General features: G+C 46.6%; 19 protein-coding genes. All 19 read left to right on the top strand.

The window, feature by feature from the left end:
- Positions 1 to 339: 339 nt before the first annotated feature.
- A complete protein-coding gene (locus tag GYMC10_RS29240; RefSeq protein ID WP_015737732.1) occupies positions 340 to 3,300 on the top strand; it encodes an S-layer homology domain-containing protein in 2,961 nt (986 codons plus the stop codon).
- A 78-nt stretch (positions 3,301 to 3,378) separates the two neighbouring features.
- Positions 3,379 to 3,879, top strand: coding sequence for a hypothetical protein (locus tag GYMC10_RS29235; RefSeq protein ID WP_015737731.1), 501 nt, complete (start codon positions 3,379 to 3,381; stop codon positions 3,877 to 3,879).
- A 187-nt stretch (positions 3,880 to 4,066) separates the two neighbouring features.
- A complete protein-coding gene (locus tag GYMC10_RS29230) occupies positions 4,067 to 4,354 on the top strand; it encodes an alpha/beta-type small acid-soluble spore protein (protein WP_015737730.1) in 288 nt (95 codons plus the stop codon).
- 223 nt (positions 4,355 to 4,577) lie between these two features.
- Positions 4,578 to 5,783, top strand: coding sequence for a methionine adenosyltransferase (metK, locus tag GYMC10_RS29225; protein WP_009594211.1), 1,206 nt, complete (start codon positions 4,578 to 4,580; stop codon positions 5,781 to 5,783).
- Positions 5,784 to 6,232: 449 nt separating this feature from the next.
- Positions 6,233 to 8,935, top strand: coding sequence for a phosphodiester glycosidase family protein (locus GYMC10_RS29220; RefSeq protein WP_015737729.1), 2,703 nt, complete (start codon positions 6,233 to 6,235; stop codon positions 8,933 to 8,935).
- 45 nt (positions 8,936 to 8,980) lie between these two features.
- The gene (locus GYMC10_RS29215) at positions 8,981 to 10,135 is read left to right on the top strand and encodes a sensor histidine kinase (protein ID WP_009594214.1); all 1,155 of its coding nucleotides are present in this window, start codon (positions 8,981 to 8,983) and stop codon (positions 10,133 to 10,135) included.
- Positions 10,136 to 10,139: 4 nt separating this feature from the next.
- Positions 10,140 to 10,862: a response regulator gene (locus GYMC10_RS29210; protein WP_009594205.1), complete on the top strand. Its 723-nt coding sequence runs from the start codon at positions 10,140 to 10,142 to the stop codon at positions 10,860 to 10,862.
- A 341-nt stretch (positions 10,863 to 11,203) separates the two neighbouring features.
- Positions 11,204 to 11,626, top strand: coding sequence for a hypothetical protein (locus tag GYMC10_RS29205; protein WP_015737728.1), 423 nt, complete (start codon positions 11,204 to 11,206; stop codon positions 11,624 to 11,626).
- 581 nt (positions 11,627 to 12,207) lie between these two features.
- Positions 12,208 to 14,109: a DNA/RNA helicase gene (locus GYMC10_RS29200; protein ID WP_015737727.1), complete on the top strand. Its 1,902-nt coding sequence runs from the start codon at positions 12,208 to 12,210 to the stop codon at positions 14,107 to 14,109.
- A 788-nt stretch (positions 14,110 to 14,897) separates the two neighbouring features.
- A complete protein-coding gene (locus tag GYMC10_RS29190) occupies positions 14,898 to 15,521 on the top strand; it encodes a ComF family protein (RefSeq protein WP_235201624.1) in 624 nt (207 codons plus the stop codon).
- 113 nt (positions 15,522 to 15,634) lie between these two features.
- Entirely contained in the window at positions 15,635 to 16,045 is a 411-nt protein-coding gene (locus GYMC10_RS29185) for a TIGR03826 family flagellar region protein (protein ID WP_009594229.1), read from the top strand.
- Between the two features lie 87 nt (positions 16,046 to 16,132).
- Positions 16,133 to 16,429, top strand: a complete 297-nt coding sequence (flgM, locus tag GYMC10_RS29180) for a flagellar biosynthesis anti-sigma factor FlgM (protein WP_015737724.1) — start codon at positions 16,133 to 16,135, stop codon at positions 16,427 to 16,429.
- Positions 16,426 to 16,926 (top strand): flagellar protein FlgN, encoded by a 501-nt coding sequence (locus GYMC10_RS29175; RefSeq protein ID WP_015737723.1) that lies wholly within the window; start codon positions 16,426 to 16,428, stop codon positions 16,924 to 16,926. The genes flgM and GYMC10_RS29175 overlap by 4 nt, the downstream gene beginning before the upstream one ends.
- 26 nt (positions 16,927 to 16,952) lie before the next feature.
- Complete coding sequence (flgK, locus tag GYMC10_RS29170; protein ID WP_015737722.1) at positions 16,953 to 18,515, top strand: flagellar hook-associated protein FlgK; 1,563 nt, start codon at positions 16,953 to 16,955, stop codon at positions 18,513 to 18,515.
- A 15-nt stretch (positions 18,516 to 18,530) separates the two neighbouring features.
- Complete coding sequence (gene flgL, locus GYMC10_RS29165) at positions 18,531 to 19,427, top strand: flagellar hook-associated protein FlgL (protein WP_015737721.1); 897 nt, start codon at positions 18,531 to 18,533, stop codon at positions 19,425 to 19,427.
- Between the two features lie 34 nt (positions 19,428 to 19,461).
- Positions 19,462 to 20,028, top strand: coding sequence for a DUF6470 family protein (locus tag GYMC10_RS29160; protein WP_015737720.1), 567 nt, complete (start codon positions 19,462 to 19,464; stop codon positions 20,026 to 20,028).
- Positions 20,029 to 20,078: 50 nt separating this feature from the next.
- Positions 20,079 to 20,501: a flagellar assembly protein FliW gene (locus tag GYMC10_RS29155; protein ID WP_015737719.1), complete on the top strand. Its 423-nt coding sequence runs from the start codon at positions 20,079 to 20,081 to the stop codon at positions 20,499 to 20,501.
- Complete coding sequence (gene csrA / locus GYMC10_RS29150; protein ID WP_015737718.1) at positions 20,501 to 20,725, top strand: carbon storage regulator CsrA; 225 nt, start codon at positions 20,501 to 20,503, stop codon at positions 20,723 to 20,725. Before GYMC10_RS29155 ends, csrA begins: the two co-directional genes overlap by 1 nt.
- A 110-nt stretch (positions 20,726 to 20,835) precedes the next feature.
- A complete protein-coding gene (locus GYMC10_RS29145; protein WP_015737717.1) occupies positions 20,836 to 21,642 on the top strand; it encodes a flagellin in 807 nt (268 codons plus the stop codon).
- Positions 21,643 to 21,715: the final 73 nt, after the last annotated feature.

Genomic DNA, 21,715 nt, shown 5'->3' with positions numbered 1-21,715 from the left:
TTTTTTGTTGTCGCAATATGTAAATGAAGGCCTGTTATATGAAGCGGGGGAACTTTAAAAAATTTTTTTAAAAAAACTTTGCAACTGCCGCAACTTTTTGGAAAATCAAACGTTTATAATGTAGAGCCCAACGAAGTAACCAAGATTATCCGATGCAAGAAGATTGTCTATTAATTAGAAAAATGTTCTTTACGGTGTTGGGGACTCGTTGTATAATACCTAGGTAGGATTAGGAATCTATTCTAGTATGTAGTGTTCTCTCGTTAACAAGATTCTGTGATATCGTCACAGACATCATTTATGATTTATGCTCAACTCGGGAAAGGAGGTGCAGGACAAATGAGTGATAAGAGCTACCAAATTAAAGAAAATAATCAAGTGATGATTCAAGGAGGAGAAAAAAAGGTTATGAAGAAAATTTTATCCGTAGCACTGTCTACAGCAATGGCATTCTCCATGTTTGCTTCTGTTGCATTCGGTGACGACGCACTCAACACTCAACAGAAATTTGATGTACTGAAAGAAAAAGGGATCTTCACTGGTTATCCAGACGGAACTGCTGGCCTGGACAAAGAAATGACTCGCGCTGAGTTCGCTAAAGTCCTGGTTGGTATCATGGGTCTTGAGCCAATCGAAGGCAAAGCATCTTTCAAAGACAAAAACTACAAAGCTGACAAATGGCCAGCTCCTTACGTAGAAGCAGTTTACGCTGCAGGTCTGATGGAAGGTAAAAACACAACGAAAATGATCTTCGACTTCAACGGTAAAATCACCGTTCAAGAAATGGCGAAGGTTCTCGTTACTGCACAAAAACTCGAAATCCCAACTGAAACGAACAACAACGCTTCTGACTGGGCTAAAGGTTATGTGCAAGCAGCAATCAACGCTGGTCTGGTAGACGCTAAAGCGAACCCTAAAGCGAACGCTTCCCGTTCCCAACTGGTTGACGTTGCTTACTCCATCTACCTGGCTCAACAAAAACCAGCCGTAGTTTCTTACGAAGTTAAGGAAGACGGCAAAGTAGTTGAGTTCAAACTTGCTAACAACGAAGTTGTTAAAGTAACTTTGGAAACTGCTTTGAAAGCTAACACAGCTACAGAAGTTAAGTTCTCCCACAACAGCTACGACTACACTGAAAGCGTAACTTGGGTTGTAACTGCAGCTACTAAGATCGATTCCGTAACTGCTACCAACTACAAAGAAGTTACTGTTAAGTTCGATGGTGAAGTTGAAGCTAAAACTGCAGAGAACGAAGATAACTACAAAGTTACTGGCGTAACTTTCGAATCTGCTACATTGTCTGCTGACAAGCGCAGTGTATCTTTGCTAGTTGCTCAAGACGGTGGCAAACTTCCTGAGCAAAAAGATGCTAAGTTTGAAATCAATGGCGTGAAAAACTCTGACGGTTCCAGAACTTTCAAAGAAACTGTAACTATCAGAGCGGTTGATACTCAACTTCCAGAAGTAACTGAAGTTGTAGGTCTCGGAACAAAAGCATTTAAAGTAGTATTCTCCGAGCCAGTTCAAGCTACAACAGCTTCCAACATTTCTAACTACAAAATCGATGGTAAAGCAGTATCTGGCTGGGTGAAATTCACTTATCCTAACGTAGCTTTCATCACTACTGATCTTGCTGTAGGCGAGCATACATTGAACATTCAAGGCGTAACTGACTTTGCGAGTTTCAAAGTGAGCCCTACAGATGTTAAGTTCACGGTAGCTGAAGATAAAACAGCTCCAGAAGTGGTATCTGTAAAAACTAAAGATTTGACTAAAGTTGAAGTTGAATTCAATGAGTCCGTTAAATCTGTAGATAAGGCTTATCATACTTCTTCCGGCAAAACTGCTGATAAAGTTGAAATCAAGGATAATGTTGTTATTCTGACTTTCAGCACTGAAAGCAAAAAGTTGAGCTTGGGTGAAAACACGATCTATCTTGATGGTGTAAGAGACTACAGTGATAACTCTGCAAACCGTGAGGCGAAAGTTACTCCAGTACTGGATACTACACGTCCTACAGTTACAGATGTCAAAGTAGACGTGAAAGATAACAACACCCTCTTGACTGTCGAGTTCTCTAAAGATGTTAAATTGAGCGACATTCAAAACCGTGACAACTTCGTCCTGAAAAATTCTAAAGGTGAAGTTGTAACTGATAAAGGCTTTAACAGCGGTAAGCCTGTCAATGTTCCTAGCTTTGAAGTGAGCGGAAGTAAGACTTACAACAACCGTGTAGTTATTAAATCCATTGGCAAATTGCCGGCTGGTAAATACACTTTGGATGTAGCCAACATTCGTGATACTGCTTCCATCGGAAACACGATGTTGCCACAAACTCTTTCGGTTGATGTTACTAACTCCGATGCACTTCAACTTGTAAGAGCATGGGTAGACAAAGATTCTGATAATGATGATGTGTACATTGATGTTCAATTTAACAGAGCTGTTGCAGTAGAAGGAAACGGTTCTGCATTGGATATTAACAAGTACAGCTACGTAACTGGTAATGTTTACAGTGCATTCCCTACTAAAAATGCTTCAGCTCCAGCTTTGAGAAATGCTGAAACAGTTCGTCTTACTATTCCTAAGAAAGACTTTGATCCTGCTAAGCTGACTGGTGCCGATCTGCGCGTAGTAAACGTTGCTGATCTTAACGGGAATTATCTGACTGATCTTCAAATTCCAATTTCTGCGAGCGTAGCTATTCCAGTGAAGTCAGTTAAAGCAACTGCTCTTGACAAAGTGAAAGTTGAATTCAACGGGAACATTACATCTGTTGTTTCAAGCGACTTTTACTTCGGAACAGGTTCAGTACAGCGTACTGGAACAGCTGGAGAGCCAACATTCGATAATGGTGTAACAACAGTTGAGTTCACATTGAATGGTAAATTGGATCCAGCAAACTTAGGTCTTTTGACAACTGTTGGAACTCCTCAAAGTTCTGATAATCTTGGCCACAAGATTGCAGTAATTAATACCGCGGATAATAAAGCTATCGGCGATGGTATCGTACCAGAAGCAGTTAAAGCAACATCTGTAGTTGGATCTGTCTATGTAGATATTGAATTCAACGAAGATGTTACAGTTTACTACACTCCAGATGCATTTAAAGTGTATGTTGACGGTAGCACAGTTACTGTAAAAGGTGCTACAAACCTTAACGCGAGAGTTGTTCGTGTAGAACTTGCCAAACCATACAATCCAACTGAAGGTGGTCAAGTTTCCGTTGCAAAAGGTAAGTACATCGTTGATGGAAACGACAACGCGGCAGACGCTGTTTACAAAGAAATTAACAAGTAATAATCTGTCTGTTTAAAAGAACTGTCCGGAATTATTTTCCGGACAGTTTTTTATTACATGCTTTAAAGGAGAAATAATATGCGGAAAGCTTACAAAATGGGACTTGGAGTGCTTATTGTAGGAAGCAGTATTTTTCTAGGTTCGCTTCTGAATTTCCAAGTAACCGGCGCAGGCACCACCCCAGGCACCACTGACGACCCGGTCGTCACCAAAAGCTACGTAGACCAACAAATCCAGCAAGCACTGAATGGCGGTGGTGGAGGGAATACCAACCCAACCAATCCTACACAACCATCCCAAGGTGCTGATGAAGTGAAGAACGTGGCGCTGAAGCCAGGCAAGATTCTAATCGCCGACGCAGGGACCGAGTTCATCGTGCGTTCAGGCAACGCTGTGATCTACACAGAAGTCGCTAGCGGCGTTGCGGACCTTACGGATGGTAAAGACTTGTTAAACGGAGAAACGGCGCCTAAGAACCATCTGCTTTCCTTCCCGCGTGAAGGTCGCGGTATCCAGGTGAAAGAAGGGCAGACAAGCAATCTGATTGTCATGGTACGCGGCGGGTACACCATTAAATAGTGTCATCAACTAGGGGCGGTTAGCACCCTGTTAATATTGCGTCTTCCACCGACGGCATTGCGAATAACTTTTGTCCGGTATAATCCTCTTATAATTATTGCCAGTTGTGACAACGTTTTATACGTGTGAGTGCTTTGAAATCGACTCATACTACTTCTGTAAAAACCAATACAGGAGGTGTATTTTCATGGCACGCAGCAGTCGTAATCGTCAAGTGGTTCCGGAGAGTCGTGAAATGCTGAAGCAAATGAAATACGAAATCGCAGCAGAGTTTGGATTACCGGTGGGATATGGCAGCAGCTCATATGGAGCGGATACAGAATTCGGTTCTGAGCTTGGAGCCATCGGAGGTGGTTCCTCCAGTCGTCGTGCTGGATGGGGGCATCTGACATCCCGCGAGAACGGATCCGTTGGCGGAGAGATCACGAAGCGTTTGGTTCAAAACGCCGAGCAAAGCCTCTTCGGCAGACTGTAGTCATTTTTCGATATAAGACGGAACTTATTCATGAATAACCGATTGAAAAACCCAAGAAAATCCTTGAAAAACAGCTCACTAACTGGATTGACACCTGGTAACAAATAAGTTAATATGCATGTTGAGGATTGTACATTTCAAACCTTTTCCTGTCGGAAAAGGTTCATTTTTTGTGTAGGACCTCTTGATATATCACATACTATTCATATGGGAGGTTGATCTCATGTCTTTAACAGGGCGACGTTTATTTACATCTGAGTCCGTAACTGAAGGACATCCGGATAAAATCTGTGACCAGATTTCTGATGCGGTACTCGATGCTTTTTTGGCTAACGATCCGAACGCGCGCGTAGCTTGTGAAGTTTCCGTTGCGACTGGTCTTGTTTTGGTCATTGGTGAAATTAGCACTAAATCTGAATACGTGGATATTCCATCCATCGTACGCAATACCGTGAAGGAAATCGGGTATACCCGTGCAAAATACGGTTTTGATTCCAATACATGCGCGGTGCTGACATCGCTGAATGAGCAATCGGCCGATATTGCACAGGGGGTAAACGCTGCACTGGAGAATCGTGATCCTTCCCAAGTGGACAAGGAAACCGAGAACATCGGTGCTGGTGACCAAGGTCTGATGTTTGGTTTTGCAACGAACGAGACGCCAGAACTGATGCCTCTTCCAATTGCATTGTCTCACCGTATCGCTCGTCGTTTGTCCGAGGTTCGTAAAGACGGTACGCTGGATTACCTGCGTCCGGACGGTAAAACCCAGGTAACGATCGAGTATGACGGCAATACGCCGGTCCGCGTGGATACGATCGTGGTATCGACTCAACATGCTGAAGAAGCAACGCTGGAGCAAATCCAGAAGGATATTAAAGAACAAGTTATTCTTCCTGTCGTACCGGCTGAATTGCTGGACGCCGAAACTAAATATTTCATCAACCCTACCGGCCGTTTCGTCATCGGTGGTCCTCAAGGCGATGCTGGTCTGACAGGCCGCAAAATCATCGTGGACACCTATGGCGGCTACGCTCGTCATGGCGGCGGTGCATTCTCCGGTAAGGATCCTACAAAAGTCGACCGTTCCGCTGCTTACGCGGCGCGCTACGTGGCTAAAAACCTGGTTGCCGCAGGACTCGCGGACAAGTGCGAAATCCAATTGGCTTACGCCATCGGTGTCGCTAACCCAGTGTCGATCAGTGTCGACACATATGGTACAGGTAAAGTAAGCGAAGAGAAGCTGGTTGAGCTTGTGCGCAACAACTTTGACCTGCGTCCGGCTGGAATCATCCGCATGCTGGATCTTCGTCGTCCGATCTACAAGCAAACGGCGGCGTACGGACATTTTGGACGTACCGACCTGGATCTGCCTTGGGAACGCGTTGACAAAGCCGAAGCGCTGAAAGAACAAGCTGGCGTAAACTAAGGTATTTTTAAGATATGTTCCGGATATAAAGTTTAGGCATGTGCCATTCCATTTTTCTTTTGAAAAAGGCACATGCCTTTTTGTGTTTAAAATCCTCTCAAGATGTAGTGATGAAACTGGAGATGGAATTAGATTTATGACAAAAATGCAATAATTATAAATCCGATGCCTAGTATAGGCGCTGGCTATTTTTGATTAATAAATGGTAATAAAGGAATATGTTTTATGACAAACTAGTTACTTTTAGATGAAAATATAGTAACATAGGATTGATTTACATAGGCTCCTAAAAAATGCCGCTACAATTTTGTTAAGACTTGGTGTACGATACGCGAAAGTGTTTTTTTTATAACAAATTCGTAACTTTTCCTCAAAAATGAAGTCTATTAAATAGAGACTTTATATGTTCGGCATCCGTGTTGAACGAGAGATGGGAGAGTTACGATTACATGGTTAGTCAGGGGAAAACACTGAAGTCTGCAAAATCAGGCGTGGGCAAGAAATGGTTGATTATCACATTGGCCGGGGTCATCTGGGTGGGCCCTGTGCTGAGCAGCGGGATACCGGTGATAGGGAATCTATCAACTTCTTCGGTAGCATACGCGGCAACCACATCAGCGAAGAAGCTGGATGAGGAAATCATTACGTCCGGTGCGGTTTTGATGAAGTATCAGTACATCAACAGTGCCGGCGCGAAATCGCTGGCGAATGTCATCCGGGTGGATCTCAACAACAAATATGTGAAGCTGGATGTCATGACAGGGCAAGGCAATCAATTTACAACAAGACAAAGCACGGGCGGAATGGCGAAGGAAAACGGGGCAGTAGCAGCGATTAACGGGGATTTCTTTAACACCGGCAGAGAAGGTGCGCCGATGGGCGCTCAGGTCTCGAATGGTCTTATGATGTCGTCGCCTTCGGATCTTAAAGGCATGTATGCTTTTGCCGTGACGAATGACGGAAAGCCGATCCTGGATGAGTTTGCTTTTTCGGGAAGCATTACCGCTGAGAACGGAACCACATTCCCGCTGGCAGGCATGAACAAAACAGCATATACACCGGAAGGTACCGGATCGAATTACAGCCATGTGAACGCAGCTTATATATACACAAGTGCATGGAAGGCTCTGGAGCGTCCGAAAAACAGCTCAAGCACACCGACCGAAGTGATGGTGACCGACGGGGTCATTACGGATATTTCGGTGATGGCCGGAATACCTACGGCAGTTCCGGAAGGAAGCTACATTCTTCGTACGCATGGCGCCGCAGCCGAGTTCGTGAAGAACAACCTGGCCGTAGGCCAGAGGTTAGAAGCGGATTATGCGCTCGTATCGAAAAAGACCGGTCAAAAGCTGGATCCTACGAATCTGCAGATGATGATTGGCGGACATACGATACTGGTGGATAACGGCAAAGCGACGTCTTTTTCAAGAAACGTGAATGATCTTGGAGGCAATCGTGCGCGTACGGCGGTGGGTTACTCCAAAGACGGACGTTACGCCTACCTGATCGCTACGGAGAGCAACGATAACAGCAAAGGCATGACGCTGCAGCAGCTCCAGGATTTCATGACGAAGGTTGGCGTTTGGAAGGGAATGAACCTCGACGGCGGCGGATCGACAACGATGGTCAACCGACCGTTAGCCGAGATGAATACCCAGCTGACCTTCAACACGGAGTACGGAACGACGCAGCGAAGCATCGTTAATGCACTCGGCGTGTTCTCGACGGCACCTCAAGGCAGCTTGAAGGGCTTGAAGGTAAGCGGCAGCAACACACTGCTGATTGGGCAAATCGGCACGTATGAACTCAAGGGCTATGATACCTACTATAATCCCATTGAGGCTGGCTCGATTAAACCGACCTGGAAATCCAGCAATGGCAACCTTGCGGTTAACGGTCAGAGCATAAAAGCAACGAAGCCGGGCACATCGACCCTGACGGCGGTAAGCGGCAGCACGAAAGCAACGATGCAAGTGAAGGTGCTGGGTGCAGATGATCTCGTTGCCTTGACTACAGGCGTTTCCAGTGCACCGCTGCAGGCTGGAACGAGCGTTTCCGTACCGGTAACCGCCGTAACGAGCAGCGGCCAAAGCTTGGAGGTTCCGAGCAGCGCGCTGAAATGGGAGTTTATCGGCTTCAAAGGCAGTGTCAAAGACGGCCGCCTGACCGTCTCCTCCGTGAACAGCAATACAAAAGTCGGTTATGCCATTGCACGATATGACGGATTTAGCACGGTCGTTATTTTGTCGGCAGCAGGCGAGAGTACATGGGAGAACTTCGAGAATGTCAATTACCCGGTGAAGTTTACGACCAACGTGCCAGCAGTTACCGGGACGGCAGCGATCCAAAATGGCAGCGGAACAAAGGCAACCTCCAAAGTCTTGAACCTAACCTATGATATGACTGGCGGGCTGGGACAAAAAATGTACGCTTATGCCGAGCTGAATGGCACGACAGGCAAAACGATTCCTGCACAGGCAACGTCGATGACGATTGACGTGGAAGGAGATAACAGCCTAAACTGGCTGCGTGCCGAGCTCAAGGACAATAACGGAAAAACCGTCTACGTTGATCTGGCTAAGGCGATTGATTGGAGCGGCTGGAAGACGCTGAGCATCGATTTGAGCGGATATAACATTGCGTTCCCGGCTCAGATGAAGCGGCTGTATGTCGTGAACGTGGAAGAGAGTCAGGATGAGCGTGCATTGACTGGGGCCGTGTCTTTTGACGATATTCGCTTCACGATGCCGTCCCTGTCAGGAAATGAAGGACTTCCAACCGGTAAAGCGGTCATGACCATTGGGCAAAAATCGCTTATGCTGAATGGTTCGAAAGTGGCAATCGATTCCGCGCCAATCCTGAAAAACGGAACGACCTATGTTCCGATTAAGCATGTGCTCGACGCCTTCGGCGGGCAAGCGACCTGGAACCAATCCGCACAGCGGGTAGGCGTCCTGAGAGGCGGCATGCTCATGGAATTGACGGTAGGCAAAAAGGAATTCATCCTCAACGGTAAACGCAGTTCGGCGGCTGTGGCACCTATGGTTCAAGGCGGTAGGACTTTGGTCCCTCTTCGTCTCGTTTCCGAGCAATTAGGCCTTAAAGTAAAATGGGACAAGAACACGAAGACCGTTACGATCGAATCATGATATGGTATGATATGTATATGAAACGTTAGAAATGGAGTAGAGTGCGTGGATTATCAAGCCGATGCCATCGACCGTGTCATAAAAAATGCCATCAAAGTGATGGAGGACAGCAAATACCAAATGTTCGAAATATTGGAGGCGTCGCGGCAGGAGCTCGCGTCTCTCAATCATGAACTGCAGCGGACATTAAAAGAAACGACGGAAACCTTAGAAAAGGTGGATCAGCTGGAGCTGAACTACCGCCGATCCCGGATCCGGCTGACCGAGGTCAGCCGGGATTTCGTCCGGTACAAGGAAGAGGACATCAAGCAGGCGTATGAGAAAGCAACGCAGCTTCAGCTTGACCTCATGATCTACCGGGAGAAGGAAATGTATCTGAAGGCAAGACGAGATGAGCTGCAGAAGCGGGTTCGCAATGTCGAGAACTCGGTGGAGCGCGCAGAATCGATCGGATCTCAGATGGGCGTGGTGTTGGAATACTTGTCCGGCGAGCTGGGCCAGGTATCCCGAATCATCGAATCTGCGAAGAACAGGCAGGTCATTGGACTCAAAATTATTCTGGCGCAGGAAGAGGAACGGAAGCGTATATCCAGAGAGATTCATGATGGACCTGCGCAATTGCTGGCGAATCTGGTTCTTAGGACGGAAATTGTAGAAAGAATGCTTGCAAAGCAGGAATTTAAGATGGTGCAGGACGAAATAGTAGATTTGAAGGGCCAGGTGCGTTCGAGCCTGGAGGAAATGCGAAAAGTTATCTTCAATCTGCGTCCAATGGCACTCGATGATCTAGGATTAATCCCCACACTGCGTAAATATGTGCATGATTATGAAGAGAAATCGAAAATCCGCACGATCTTCGAGACACGGGGGAAAGAGCATCGTCTCTCTTCTGCGATGGAGGCGGCCATCTACCGGTTGGTGCAGGAAGCACTTTCGAATGCTGCAAAACATGCTTACCCGACTTATGTGCTTGTTGAAATCACGTACCAGGCGCAATTGGTCAAAATCGTGGTACAGGACAATGGCCTGGGATTCAATGTCGATTTGCTGGAGCAGAAAAGCAAGGACCACTTTGGGTTAATTGGCATGCGGGAGAGGGTTGAGCTGCTCGAAGGGAGAATGGAGATCGATTCAGCCGAGAATCAAGGAACCAAGATCGTGATTCATATCCCGACGAACGTAGAAAAGAGAAAGGAGTAATCGGATGGAACATTTGGAGAAAGAGAACACGATTATCAAAGTATTATTAGCGGATGACCACCAGCTGTTTAGGGAGGGTCTGAAACGCATACTGAATATGGAGGACGACATTGACGTGATCGGCGAATGCGGCGACGGCATTCAAGTGCTTGAGTTCTGCAACGAAGTGAAGCCGGATATCGTGCTGATGGACATCAACATGCCGACCGAAAACGGCGTTCAAGCGACCGAGAAACTACGTGAAATGTTTCCTGAGATCAAAGTTATTATTCTGTCGATTCATGACGACGAAAGTTATGTGTTCGAAACGCTCCGTAAGGGAGCGAACGGTTACCTCCTAAAGGATATGGAAGCCGAGTCACTGATTAATGCGATTCGTTCGGTACATGAGGGATATGCATTTATCCATCCGAAAGTAACGGGCAAGCTGATCCACCAGCTCCGCCGGATGACGTATGTAAACGAAGCAGGCGCGATGGCGGAGAGCGGTTCGCGTGAAGCTGGAGTCAAGTTTGTGGCAGGCGAGAACAACCCATTGACAAGGCGCGAAGCGGAAGTGCTTAGACTAATGGCCGAAGGCAAGAGCAACAAGATGATTGGAGAATACCTGTTCATTAGTGAAAAAACTGTAAAAAACCACGTCAGCAGCATCCTGCAGAAGATGGAAGTGGACGACCGTACGCAAGCGGTTATCAACTCGATCAAGTATGGCTGGGTGACGTTGTAATCGCCGATCCGAATGCACGGACGCGTCTTACATAGGGAGGGAACTGCCAAGGGCGGTTCCTTTTTGTTATGATCATTAGGGGTTTACAGCATGGCTGAACTCTTTCGGTAACTAGCATACATAATAAAGAACTGCTTATACCGCTGCCTGTTATTGATTAAAGTGCGAGGGCTTTATAGGTATCGCAAGAACGGTGGACTATCTTGTAGAGGGAATGTCGAAACGTCTTCCTTATGGCAATAAGCCGTTCCCGACAAGTTCCGTGTGGGCACCGGTTACATAACTGTCACCGTCCTTTCCTGGTCAGCATATATTGTTGATAAGAGAAGGAGGTGAGTCTCATGGTTGCCCAATTGCTGTGGATACTCGCGGTGTACGGGATCGCTGTTGCTCTGGTTCATATCGTGCATGCCCGTCATCTCCGAAGAGCTAGTGAAGGCACGGGGCGGCGCAGACATTATGTGCTGATCACGTCCAACCATGAGCGGCAGGTGGAATGGTATTTGAGAGCCCTTTCCTGGTATGCCCTGCTGAGCGGGACGCGCGTGCGCGTTACCGTCCTTGATGACCAGTCGTATGATGATACGTTAAAGATTGTCAAGAGATTGACTCATTTGTCCGGAATTGAACTGGTGTACGGGACTTGGAGATCCGGTGATCCGGCATCACAAGAAACGGATGTCGATCCGAATGAAGACGAAGTCATACGGGTCGATCTGAGAAACCCGATGGAGGCTGTTCAGATTCCATATGTACAGGGATAAACATCGGCAAGTTGTTTTGGTTCCCGGGAGGATACTCATATTGTTGAAGGCGTGAAGCACACTCCGAGCGTATAGCGAGGGGTGTGCTTTTTGCGTTTATTGGCGTATTGGGGTGGAAGATGTAGAGATTAGATGCTTATAAATCGTAGTTATGACAGTATTCGACAAAAGGCGTTGTGAAACGGAACTGTTTAAGTTGGGTGATCTGAGCGTTGAGGAGAGAAACAAATATGAAATGGAAGTCACTGCAGTTAGATCAGGACGATTGTGCATCTATATTGATTTGGAACTAACTCAAACTCGGGTTTGAGAATCTATCTTCTATTAGCAGTGCGGGCTAATGGTTTGGAGTGGTTGAGGATAATGGAAGATAGGTATTTGAGAAAGAAACCTAATTAAATAGTTATTCACGGAACTCTATCGAATCTTTCATACAATGCTTCCCCGACTGGTATTAGATCCACCAAATTTTTTATAAAAAGATCTGAAAAGCAACTGAAGCATGTTGTGAACTACCAAGTTCCAGTATCCATACATGATCTTTTGAGCTGTTTATACGTCTCAATATTGGAGTTGATGTCATGCAGATTGCCATTTATGCCATTCGAGAAGCAGAGAAATGGAAATGCTATCTCTCGCTGGATATGAGGGTGGATCTTCAATGGTGGTATGGAAGAATGAGAAAGGCGGACGAAAGGGTTGGTACACCGTTATTGGTGCTGCTGTCCTCTCGAGTACCACTGGGATGGGCCGTTGAAATCCAAGCGAGATTTCAGCCGATTCCAGACATGGATCGATGGGAGAGGCCAGATTGGCTGAGATATATGTATCAGGCATTAAGCCCGTTTTTACTGCAAGAGCCGGAGGGAAATAGGTCGAAATGGAGCGCCTTGTTGCAGGAAACCCAACTGTTGGATGGGACATATCTAAGTTCCCTGATCGAAAAGGGAGCCGAGCTAGTGGGCTGGGATGCACTGGTGCAGCAGGCTGAGCTGCTGATCGAGTGCATGGCCGGACGAGCCTTGCTTGCTGGCGAGGTCGAGGCATTGCTAGGGGAGGTCGCCGTGGGCACCGGCGACTGGCGCGCTGCGGCCCAGCTTGGCGTCCTGTTGGGCCGCCTGCGCTTGGAAGCGGGGCTGGCACAGCCCGCCCCGCGCAGAGGGCCCGGCTGGCTCCGCCGCCGGGCCATGGCCCTACGCTGCCGGCGTTGCGGCAGCGAGGCCAAGAGCCGCACGGCATGCGCCGCGTGCGGCTCGGCGGCTTGCGCCTATTGCGAGGCCTGCCTCGCAATGGGGCGCAGCCGCGCTTGTGCCCTGCTGCTGCATGGCACAGCAGGGTCGGCCGTGCGGGGCACGGCCGGGGGTTCCCCCACCGCGGCCTTGGGCCGGTGGGGGCTTAGCGCAGCGCAGAGCGCCGCTGCTGGCGCTGCGCTGCGGTTTTTGGCGGAGCCGCCCGCAGGGGGCTCCGCGGGGGCTGCCGCCCGGTTTCTCATCTGGGCGGTGACCGGTGCCGGAAAGACCGAAATGATCTTTCCGCTGCTGCAGTCCATTTTGGATGCGGACGGGCGCGTCTTGGTCGCCGCGCCAAGGCGGGATGTGGTGCTGGAGTTGGCACCTCGGTTATCCAAGGCATTTCCCCAAGAGACGGTGGTCACGTTATATGGCGGAAGTCCGGAGCGTTGGAAGCGGGGGAGCATCACGCTGGCAACGACGCATCAGCTGCTGCGATTCAGGGGAGCTTTTGATCTGGTCGTGATCGACGAGATTGATGCCTTTCCCTACCATAACGATCCGATGCTGGATTACGCGGCCAAGGGTGCTTGCAAACCAGGGGGGAGATATATCTATCTGTCAGCCACCCCGCCAACACCTCTACAACGAGAGGCAGCTGCGGGCCGATTGCCACATGCGAAAGTTCCCGCACGCTTCCATGGTCATCCGTTACCCGTTCCTCAGAAACTGAAAATGTTTGCGGTGAGCCGCTGTCTTCAAGAAAAAAAGCTTTCCCCACTCCTGGTTCGCAGCCTGAGCGCCTCTCTGAGACGCGGAGCTCAAGTGTTCCTGTTCGTTTCCCGGATCAAGCATATTGATCCTATTCTGGAACTGCTCCGCAAGGCGATTGCCAATATGCCGATTGAAGGGACTTCATCCATCGACCCGGAGCGGGCGGGCAAAGTGATGTCCTTCAGAAACCGCGAGATTCGCTTGCTGGTGACAACAACCATTCTTGAACGTGGGGTAACGGTTCCTAAGAGTGATGTTTATATTTTGGATGCAGATAGCGAGCTATTTGATGAAGCGGCCTTGATACAGATGGCTGGACGTGCGGGCCGATCCAAGGATGATCCAGCAGGTAGGGTAGTGTTTGCTGCGCCGCAATGGACCAGGTGCCAAAGCTCGGCAGTTCGGCAAATCAAGGCGATGAACCGAATCGCTGGTAAAGGCGGGTATTTACGTACAGTTCAAGAGTTGACGGGTAAATAGGAGGGGTGACTGGGAGTAAGCGTGTGGGCGTTAATTATAGTTCTCGTCCTCCTGATGTAATCTCAGGGTACCTTATGGAATCTAATAGATTCACATAGATACTTTTAGCTCCCATACATTCTCGTCTCTCATGGATACTCGTAGTCTTCCATAGACTCTTATAGTCTATTGGATTTCTTAGATTCTCTTAGATCCCCTTAGATTCCCAGTGCTTCTCATAGTTCTCAGATTCCTATAATTCCAAACCACCTTACATAACGGGATAATAGATGACCGAGATGACTGTTGGGGACATGGTAATGGATCGAGAGCTTCAACAGCTCCTGTGCATGGGGGATTTAGTGACTAATTTACATCCGAATCGAGAGTTCGCTGTCAAAGCGAAAGTAAATATTAATCCTGAATCATTTAACTCATTCAATAATAAGCGAAATAAAGGTTATATCAGTGGCCGCAATGGCGATATGTACGTACTGTTTGTCCACTCTGCAGTCTTTTATCCGCTGAGGGGCATTCTTTTTTCAATCTAACCAAGAAAGGAAGGTTTGTATTTGATATCCAACGTTTTTAGTCAGTTGATCGGACACATGCATCGTTTGCTAAAACCAATTGACGAAATCTGTCTCACTTGCGGGAAAACGGGTTCATGTAACCAGGAACTTCCGGGCATATGCCATGCTTGTTATCGGCAGATCCCATGGATTTTCAAACCCCGATGCTTGCGATGCGGGCGGGGAATCGGTTGTCCTGACTGTACTCGATTAGGCGTGAACAATCGGAGCTTTGTTTTGAATCGGAGTGCGGTAACCTATGACGCGCAGATGAGGGAGTGGCTGGCCCAGTATAAATATAGGGGGAATGAGCGGTACGCGCCTCTTTTGGTCGAGATGCTGCTGCGAGCCTATACGATGTTCCATCGAGAGGCGAACGTCTATATGCTTGATCATCGTTTGCGGAACGCTCGTAGTGTAACCTGGAGCATACATGCGGTTACTTCGGTTCCGGTTAGCCAGGAAAGGCTGCGGGAGAGGGGGTTCAATCAAGCGGAAGTGCTGGCTATGGGGCTTGCCGCTAGTATTAAAACTCCTTATGCTCCGCTGCTGGAACGTAACCGTCACACGAATAAACAGAGTTTTAAGAGCCGGGTGGACCGGCTAAAGGATATGGAGGGTGTTTTTGGCGCGTTACAGCACGCACCTGAAGTGTTGTGGTCTATAAGTAAGCGGGGCGCAGCGAATATCGGTTCTCCAGAGGAGATATTACCGATCATAGGGCCTCTTCGTATATTACTCGTCGATGATATCTATACCACCGGGAGTACGATTAACGCTTGCGCGCAGGTTTTGCGAGGATATGAATCCTTCTTGGAAATGCCCATCGAGATTCATAGTTTAACCTGGGCCCGCTCATAAACAACCGAAATAGGAAAAATATGTGGATTCTCCTTTCGAATGATAGACGTAAGCCCTCAGATAATGTAATCTAGGGGTATCAAAGGTTCTATGTGGCATGGAGGTTGTTGAGCATGAATTTGGGGAATTGCCCTCGGTGCGGCAAGTTATATACGGTGAATATTCGGGAAATGTGTCCCGAATGCATGAAAGTGATTGAGAAGGAATACGAGAAATGCGCAACCTTCCTGCGTGAGCAAAAAGGCGCAACCATCCATGAGGTATCTGAGGCTACGGAAGTATCCGTGCGACAGATTACGAAGTTTATCAAGGAAGGCCGGATCTCGATTGCGAACGCGCCGAACCTGGCGTATCCTTGCGAAGTGTGCGGAACGTTGATTCGCGAGAGCAATATGTGCGAGTCATGCCGGACCCGATTAACGAGGGAGCTAAGGCAGGCGGCTGCTGGCGACCAGGAACATCAGCCTGGGTCCCGCAAAGACAGAGAGACTTATAGTGCAGTCGATAAACTGCGCAAATACTAACTTTTGAACTATTAACAATGTTTCATATCCGGCCGATAAACTTAGTAAAGCTTATCGGTCTTTTATTTTAAGTGAGGTGAATAGGGCGTGAAGATTAACGAATCGGGACGTGTGAACGGCATCAATTCGTATCAACGGAATATTGAATCTCGGGAGATGCAGCATATCGATAAGAAGAAACGCCGCAAGGATGAAGTATCAATCTCCCCGGAGGCGATGGAACTGAGTGCACAGAGTAAAGTACAGGATCCGGAACGCGCGGAGAAAATCCAGCGTTTGAAGGAAGCTGTAACCAACGGCACATATGAAGTGCCGGTTGATCGTTTGGCAGACAAATTACTCCCGTATTTTCAATCCTACAATAAATCAGGTGAGTCCAAGTGAGTGTACAGAATGTCATTCTAGCAATGACGAAGTTAAATGATGTCCATCTTGAAATGATAGACGTTGGTAAAGAGAAACAACAGGCAATCATTGATAATGATTCGTCGAACTTGACTCGGCTGATGACGATTGAAAATCGGTTGTTAAGACAGATGAACGAACTGGAACAGCAACGCGTGGAGCAAGTGAATTTTTTCTTGCAGGAAAAGGGAATACGTTCCCAATTGAGTCTAAGCGTAACCGAGCTATCGCGGCTTGTATTTGATCCGAACGAAAAGCAAGAGCTTATGCAAATCCGTGATAGCTTGCTGAGTAACGCCATGATATTAAAAAGGCAGAATGAATTAACGACCCAGTTGCTTGAGCAGTCTCTGCATTTTATTGACTTCTCTTTAAATATAATCGTTGGTGTGGATGAGGAAATGATCTATAAGAAGCCTACGGACACTCCACCGGCTCTTTCGAATAAAAACAATTTTTTTGATGCCAAAGCGTAGCGTGGCACTTATTAAGGAGAGAACACATGGTATCTACATTTCACGGGATTGAAACCGCGAAGCGCAGTCTCTTTGCTCAGATGGCAGGTATGAACACGACCGGTCATAACATAGCAAATGCCAGCACTCCGGGGTACTCACGGCAAGTTGTAGGCTTGATCGCTTCACGTCCGCTGGCTATGCCAGGGATGTATAATCAGATATCTCCTGGCCAGCTGGGCACAGGTGTCGAAGTTAATTATATCAAACGTGTAAGAGATCAGTTTTTGGATCAACAATACTGGAACGCCAATCGCTCTCTTGGTGATTGGGAAGTACAAGCAGGAACGCTCTCTAAACTGGAAACGATTTTTAACGAACCTTCTGAGTCTGGGTTAACAACGGTTATTGATAACTTTTGGAAGGCTTGGTCTGAATTCAGTAAAGACCCTGAGAACGTAACTTCAAGAAAGATTGTCAGGGAAAATGCTTTGGCGATGGCAGAAGCTTTTAACGAAACCAGCAAGAAAATTACGGATATGCAGGCTGATCTAACCCAAGGGATTGCTGTAAATGCAGATCATATTAATACCCTGACCACTCAAGTGGCGCAGCTGAATTATGAGATTAACCGCATTGAAGGTTTTCGTGATAATGCCAATGATCTTAGGGATCAAAGAGACCTCATTATCGACGAGCTTTCTCGCATGGCTAACGTCACTGTGGTAGAGGAAGAGACGGGCTATCGGGTTACCGTTGGGGGACTTGAACTTGTTGCAGGGGATGCAGCTGTTCCCGTTACCCCTGCTCAACTAGAGACCGCATATGCCGGTAATACTCTGAATAGTGGGGAACTTTTCGGCATCATTAAATCCAGGGACGGTATCGTAAAGGATTACTTGGACCAATTGAACGAGCTGGCCAATACGATAGCTAACGGGGATGTAAGCATTACGATTCCAGCAGGTTCGGTACTTCCTGAAGGAACCGTATTAAATGGTGTAACCTATAGCGGGACTACAAGAACATTAACCGCGGATACGACAGTAACTGTCAAAGGCTTGAATGGACTTCATAAACTTGGGTATCTATTTACTTCACCCGCTCAGGCTGCCGGAGACTTCTTTAGCTCGAAGGATGGTGGGCCTATCACGGCTGCCTCGTTTAGCGTTAATAATGCCATTGTCCAGGATCCTAATAAAATTGCTTCCTCACTGCGAGTTGTTGCGGGCACTAATGGGGATGAAGTAGTGAAAGGTAATAATACGCTTGCTTTATTGATGTCTCAGCTCAGAGAAAGGCCGTTTACATTTAACGCCATAGCAAGTAACAATGGTATAACGACAGGTACCGTAGACGATTACTACCGGGCTGTTATGGGGCAATTAGGCGTACAGAGCCGGGAAGCCTTAAGACAACAAGATAATAACCAGCTGCTAGTAGATCAGGTTGATTCCAGAAGACAATCGGTAAGCGGAGTTTCTTTGGATGAAGAAATGTCGAACCTGATCAAGTTGCAGCACTCTTATGGAGCTGCTTCCCGTTTTATGACCACTGTGGATCAAAACCTGGATAAAATCATTAACAGCATGGGCGTTGTAGGTAGATAGAGGAGGCGATAGTTCATGGCTTTACGCGTTACACCAGGTATGATGAACCTGCAAATGATCCGAAATATTAATACGAATTTAGTGAGAATGGACGGCAATATGAATGTGCTTTCTACAGGCATGAAGCTAAATAAGCCGTCTGACGATCCTGTAGGGATTACATATTCATTAAGATATCGGAGCGAGTTATCGTTTAATGATCAATATCAGAAAAATGCGGACACGGCACTTTCTTGGCTGGAATATACGGATACGGTGATCGGTCAAGTTAATGAGATTTCTCAAAGGGCCAATGAATTAATTGTTAATGCTGTCAATGGAACTAATCCCCAAGAGGGATTAGATGCAATTAACATTGAACTGAAACAAATTTACGAGCAACTCATTTCATTAGGCAATAGTAAATTTAACGATAAGTATATCTTTAATGGCCAGTTAACTGATCAAGCGCCATACGACAAAGTTCTAGCACCTACTCAGGGTACAGATCTTCATGGAATCACATATAAGTTTACAGAAGGGGCAACCTTAAATATTAACGTTACAGGTCAGGATGTATTTGGGGAACCATCAGACCCAGATAATCTATTCAGTATTTTGAATAGAGTTCAAGCTGCATTAACTATCGATGATAAAGCTGCCGCTCGAACAGAATTGGATAACTTATCCAGCCGCTTATCAAAGATTAACGAGGCGAGATCAGAGATTGGAGCCAAGACAAACAGGGTGGACCTTATTTTCAATCGATTAGGCGATCTGGAGATAAATCTAACCGCTATGCAAGCAAAGGTAGAAGATGCTGATTACGCTGAAACAATTATGAAGCTTAAGCAAGATGAAAGCGTGTATCAAGCATCACTAGCAACTAGCGCGAAGATCATGCAGATAAGCTTGCTAGACTATCTTCGGTAATAATATTATTATATAGAGAAACGGGGGTAGGAAGATGGATTTATTAAGGCTTTCAATTCGCCAAACCTATGCTTCCATCGGTATAGAGACGAGTAAAGCGAAGTTAAGTATCGAGTCTCCCCCCGGCGATTTGAAGATCGAGACAGAAACGGCAAAAATGGACATTCAACGTACTCCAGCGAAGTTGACGGTGGATAGTTCAAAAGCCTGGATGGCTTTAGGGAAAGGGAATCATTTTGACTGGTGCAATATGGTATTTAGTCAGATGGATCAGGAGTACCTTACCAACGTGTCACGAATTGTGGAGGAAGGGAACCGATTAGCCCAATTTACAAAACCGGGAAGTAGGATTGCTGATATGATGGCAGACCGAATCCAAGAGAAGTCAACCATTGAGTATAATGGGCAAGCTTCTGTTGCAAATGTTGACGTTCATTACGCTCCAACTGAACTGGATGTTCAATGGAGCGATCAAGTTACGCAAATTGAATATACGCCGCAACGTCCCCAAGCATCCTTTGAAGCGGCTGTTGCTAATATTTATATGAGAAACAAAAATTCACTGAGTATGTGGGTGAATGAGTATGACTTTTATAGTTAAAATAAAGCTATAGCTTATAGGCTGTAGCTTTTTTTATAGGAGGCGATCAAATGCTTAGTCAGTTTAACGGGATTCAAGTTTCCTTCCAAGGAAGCATCCTAGGGTTTGATGAATTGGACACTTTTGTCATGGAAGCAGTGGAAGAAACGCCGTTTGCCTATTTAAATAGCATTGAAAATCCGGAATTATCTTTTCTTGTCACGCCCCCATTTCAATGGTATAAAAACTATGAATTACAGTTAAGTGATTTGTTAAAGAAAAGATTGAATACAGAAAGACCTGAAGAAATTTTAGTGTTATCTATTGTTACTATCCGGGATCCCCAGCAAGCGTCTACAATAAATCTAATGGCTCCTCTCATAATTAATGTTTCCAGAAGAGTCGGTTTACAGCATGTGTTTCATGAACAAACAGCGTACAAGACGAACAGTCCATTGTTCGCGGATGATCAAGGAGAAGGGGGAGAAAAATAATGCTGGTACTTTCCCGAAAGCGTGGGCAAACCATTTTAATAAACAATGAGATTGAAATTTTTGTCTCCTCCATTGATGGAGAAAGCGTAAAGTTAGGGATCAGCGCGCCAGCGGAAGTCTCTATTTTGAGAAAAGAGCTTGCTGAAGAGGTCCAGGCTACCAATTTAGAAGCCAGTGCAACTGTGAAAAACGTAAATTTATTAAAAACAATAAAAAAACAATAAAAAATCTGAAATTTGCTATAAACATTCCAAAGAAAGCTCCGATAAATATTGTAGGGCGAAAAGCCCAATTCACAAGGATGTGAAATCCATATTTCAAGGAGGAATAATCAATGATTATCAACCACAATCTTAACGCGATGAACTCTCACCGCAACCTGTCCTTCAACAACATTCAACAAGGTAAGTCCAGTGAGAAATTGTCTTCCGGTTTCCGTATTAACCGTGCTGCTGACGACGCTGCAGGTCTTTCGATTTCTGAAACAATGCGTGCGCAAATCAAAGGCATGAATCAAGGTATGCGTAATACGCAAGACGGTATTTCGATGGTTCAAGCGGCTGAGGGCGCGATGAACGAGGTTTCCGACATGCTGACTCGTATGAAGGAACTTGCTACTCAAGCGTCCAACGGAACGTATAGCACCGATGATATCGCAGCTATTCAACTTGAGTATGCAGCATTAGGCGAAGAGATTAACCGCAATGCGACGAACTTCTCGTTCAACGGAATTACGCTGCTTGACGGATCTGCTGGTAATGTTACGATTCAAAGCGCTGGCAGTGACGCAGATGCAATCGTTCTTGATTTGTCTGGTATTGACCTTACTGCCCTTACTTTCGGTACCATTACTGACCAAGCGACTGGTGCAACTGAACGTGGAGTAGTAGATGCTGCGATCACAGCAGTTAACACAGCTCGTTCCACGCTGGGGGCTTACCAGAACCGTCTGGAGCATGCATTCAACAACACAAGCGTTAATGCCGAGAACCTGCAAGCTGCAGAATCGCGTGTTCGTGATACGGATATGGCTGCAGAGATGATGAAGTATACGAAATTCAACATCCTGCAACAAGCTTCCACGGCAATGCTGGCACAAGCGAATCAAGCACCGCAAGGCGTATTGCAATTGCTTCGTTAAGATTCTGCTTGATACCGGAAGAGGTCCACGAGATTTGTGGACCTCTTTTTCTGTAAGAGGCTGAACATAAATA

Origin of the sequence: Paenibacillus sp. Y412MC10 (assembly GCF_000024685.1) — a bacterium.
GTDB lineage: Bacteria > Bacillota > Bacilli > Paenibacillales > Paenibacillaceae > Paenibacillus_AQ > Paenibacillus_AQ lautus_A.
Note: the sequence above shows the minus strand (reverse complement) of the source record. Positions and strands in the feature narration are given on the sequence as shown.

Excerpts from the sequence above, each read along its gene's own strand:
- GYMC10_RS29205 (WP_015737728.1), top strand. The coding sequence starts at position 11,204 with ATGGTTGCCCAATTGCTGTGGATACTCGCGGTGTACGGGATCGCTGTT.
- GYMC10_RS29230 (WP_015737730.1), top strand. The coding sequence starts at position 4,067 with ATGGCACGCAGCAGTCGTAATCGTCAAGTGGTTCCGGAGAGTCGTGAA.
- GYMC10_RS29145 (WP_015737717.1), top strand. The coding sequence starts at position 20,836 with ATGATTATCAACCACAATCTTAACGCGATGAACTCTCACCGCAACCTG.
- GYMC10_RS29235 (WP_015737731.1), top strand. The coding sequence starts at position 3,379 with ATGCGGAAAGCTTACAAAATGGGACTTGGAGTGCTTATTGTAGGAAGC.
- GYMC10_RS29220 (WP_015737729.1), top strand. The coding sequence starts at position 6,233 with ATGGTTAGTCAGGGGAAAACACTGAAGTCTGCAAAATCAGGCGTGGGC.
- GYMC10_RS29200 (WP_015737727.1), top strand. The coding sequence starts at position 12,208 with ATGCAGATTGCCATTTATGCCATTCGAGAAGCAGAGAAATGGAAATGC.
- flgK (WP_015737722.1), top strand. The coding sequence starts at position 16,953 with ATGGTATCTACATTTCACGGGATTGAAACCGCGAAGCGCAGTCTCTTT.
- flgL (WP_015737721.1), top strand. The coding sequence starts at position 18,531 with ATGGCTTTACGCGTTACACCAGGTATGATGAACCTGCAAATGATCCGA.
- GYMC10_RS29155 (WP_015737719.1), top strand. The coding sequence starts at position 20,079 with ATGCTTAGTCAGTTTAACGGGATTCAAGTTTCCTTCCAAGGAAGCATC.
- GYMC10_RS29160 (WP_015737720.1), top strand. The coding sequence starts at position 19,462 with ATGGATTTATTAAGGCTTTCAATTCGCCAAACCTATGCTTCCATCGGT.
- metK (WP_009594211.1), top strand. The coding sequence starts at position 4,578 with ATGTCTTTAACAGGGCGACGTTTATTTACATCTGAGTCCGTAACTGAA.
- GYMC10_RS29240 (WP_015737732.1), top strand. The coding sequence starts at position 340 with ATGAGTGATAAGAGCTACCAAATTAAAGAAAATAATCAAGTGATGATT.
- csrA (WP_015737718.1), top strand. The coding sequence starts at position 20,501 with ATGCTGGTACTTTCCCGAAAGCGTGGGCAAACCATTTTAATAAACAAT.
- GYMC10_RS29185 (WP_009594229.1), top strand. The coding sequence starts at position 15,635 with ATGAATTTGGGGAATTGCCCTCGGTGCGGCAAGTTATATACGGTGAAT.
- GYMC10_RS29210 (WP_009594205.1), top strand. The coding sequence starts at position 10,140 with ATGGAACATTTGGAGAAAGAGAACACGATTATCAAAGTATTATTAGCG.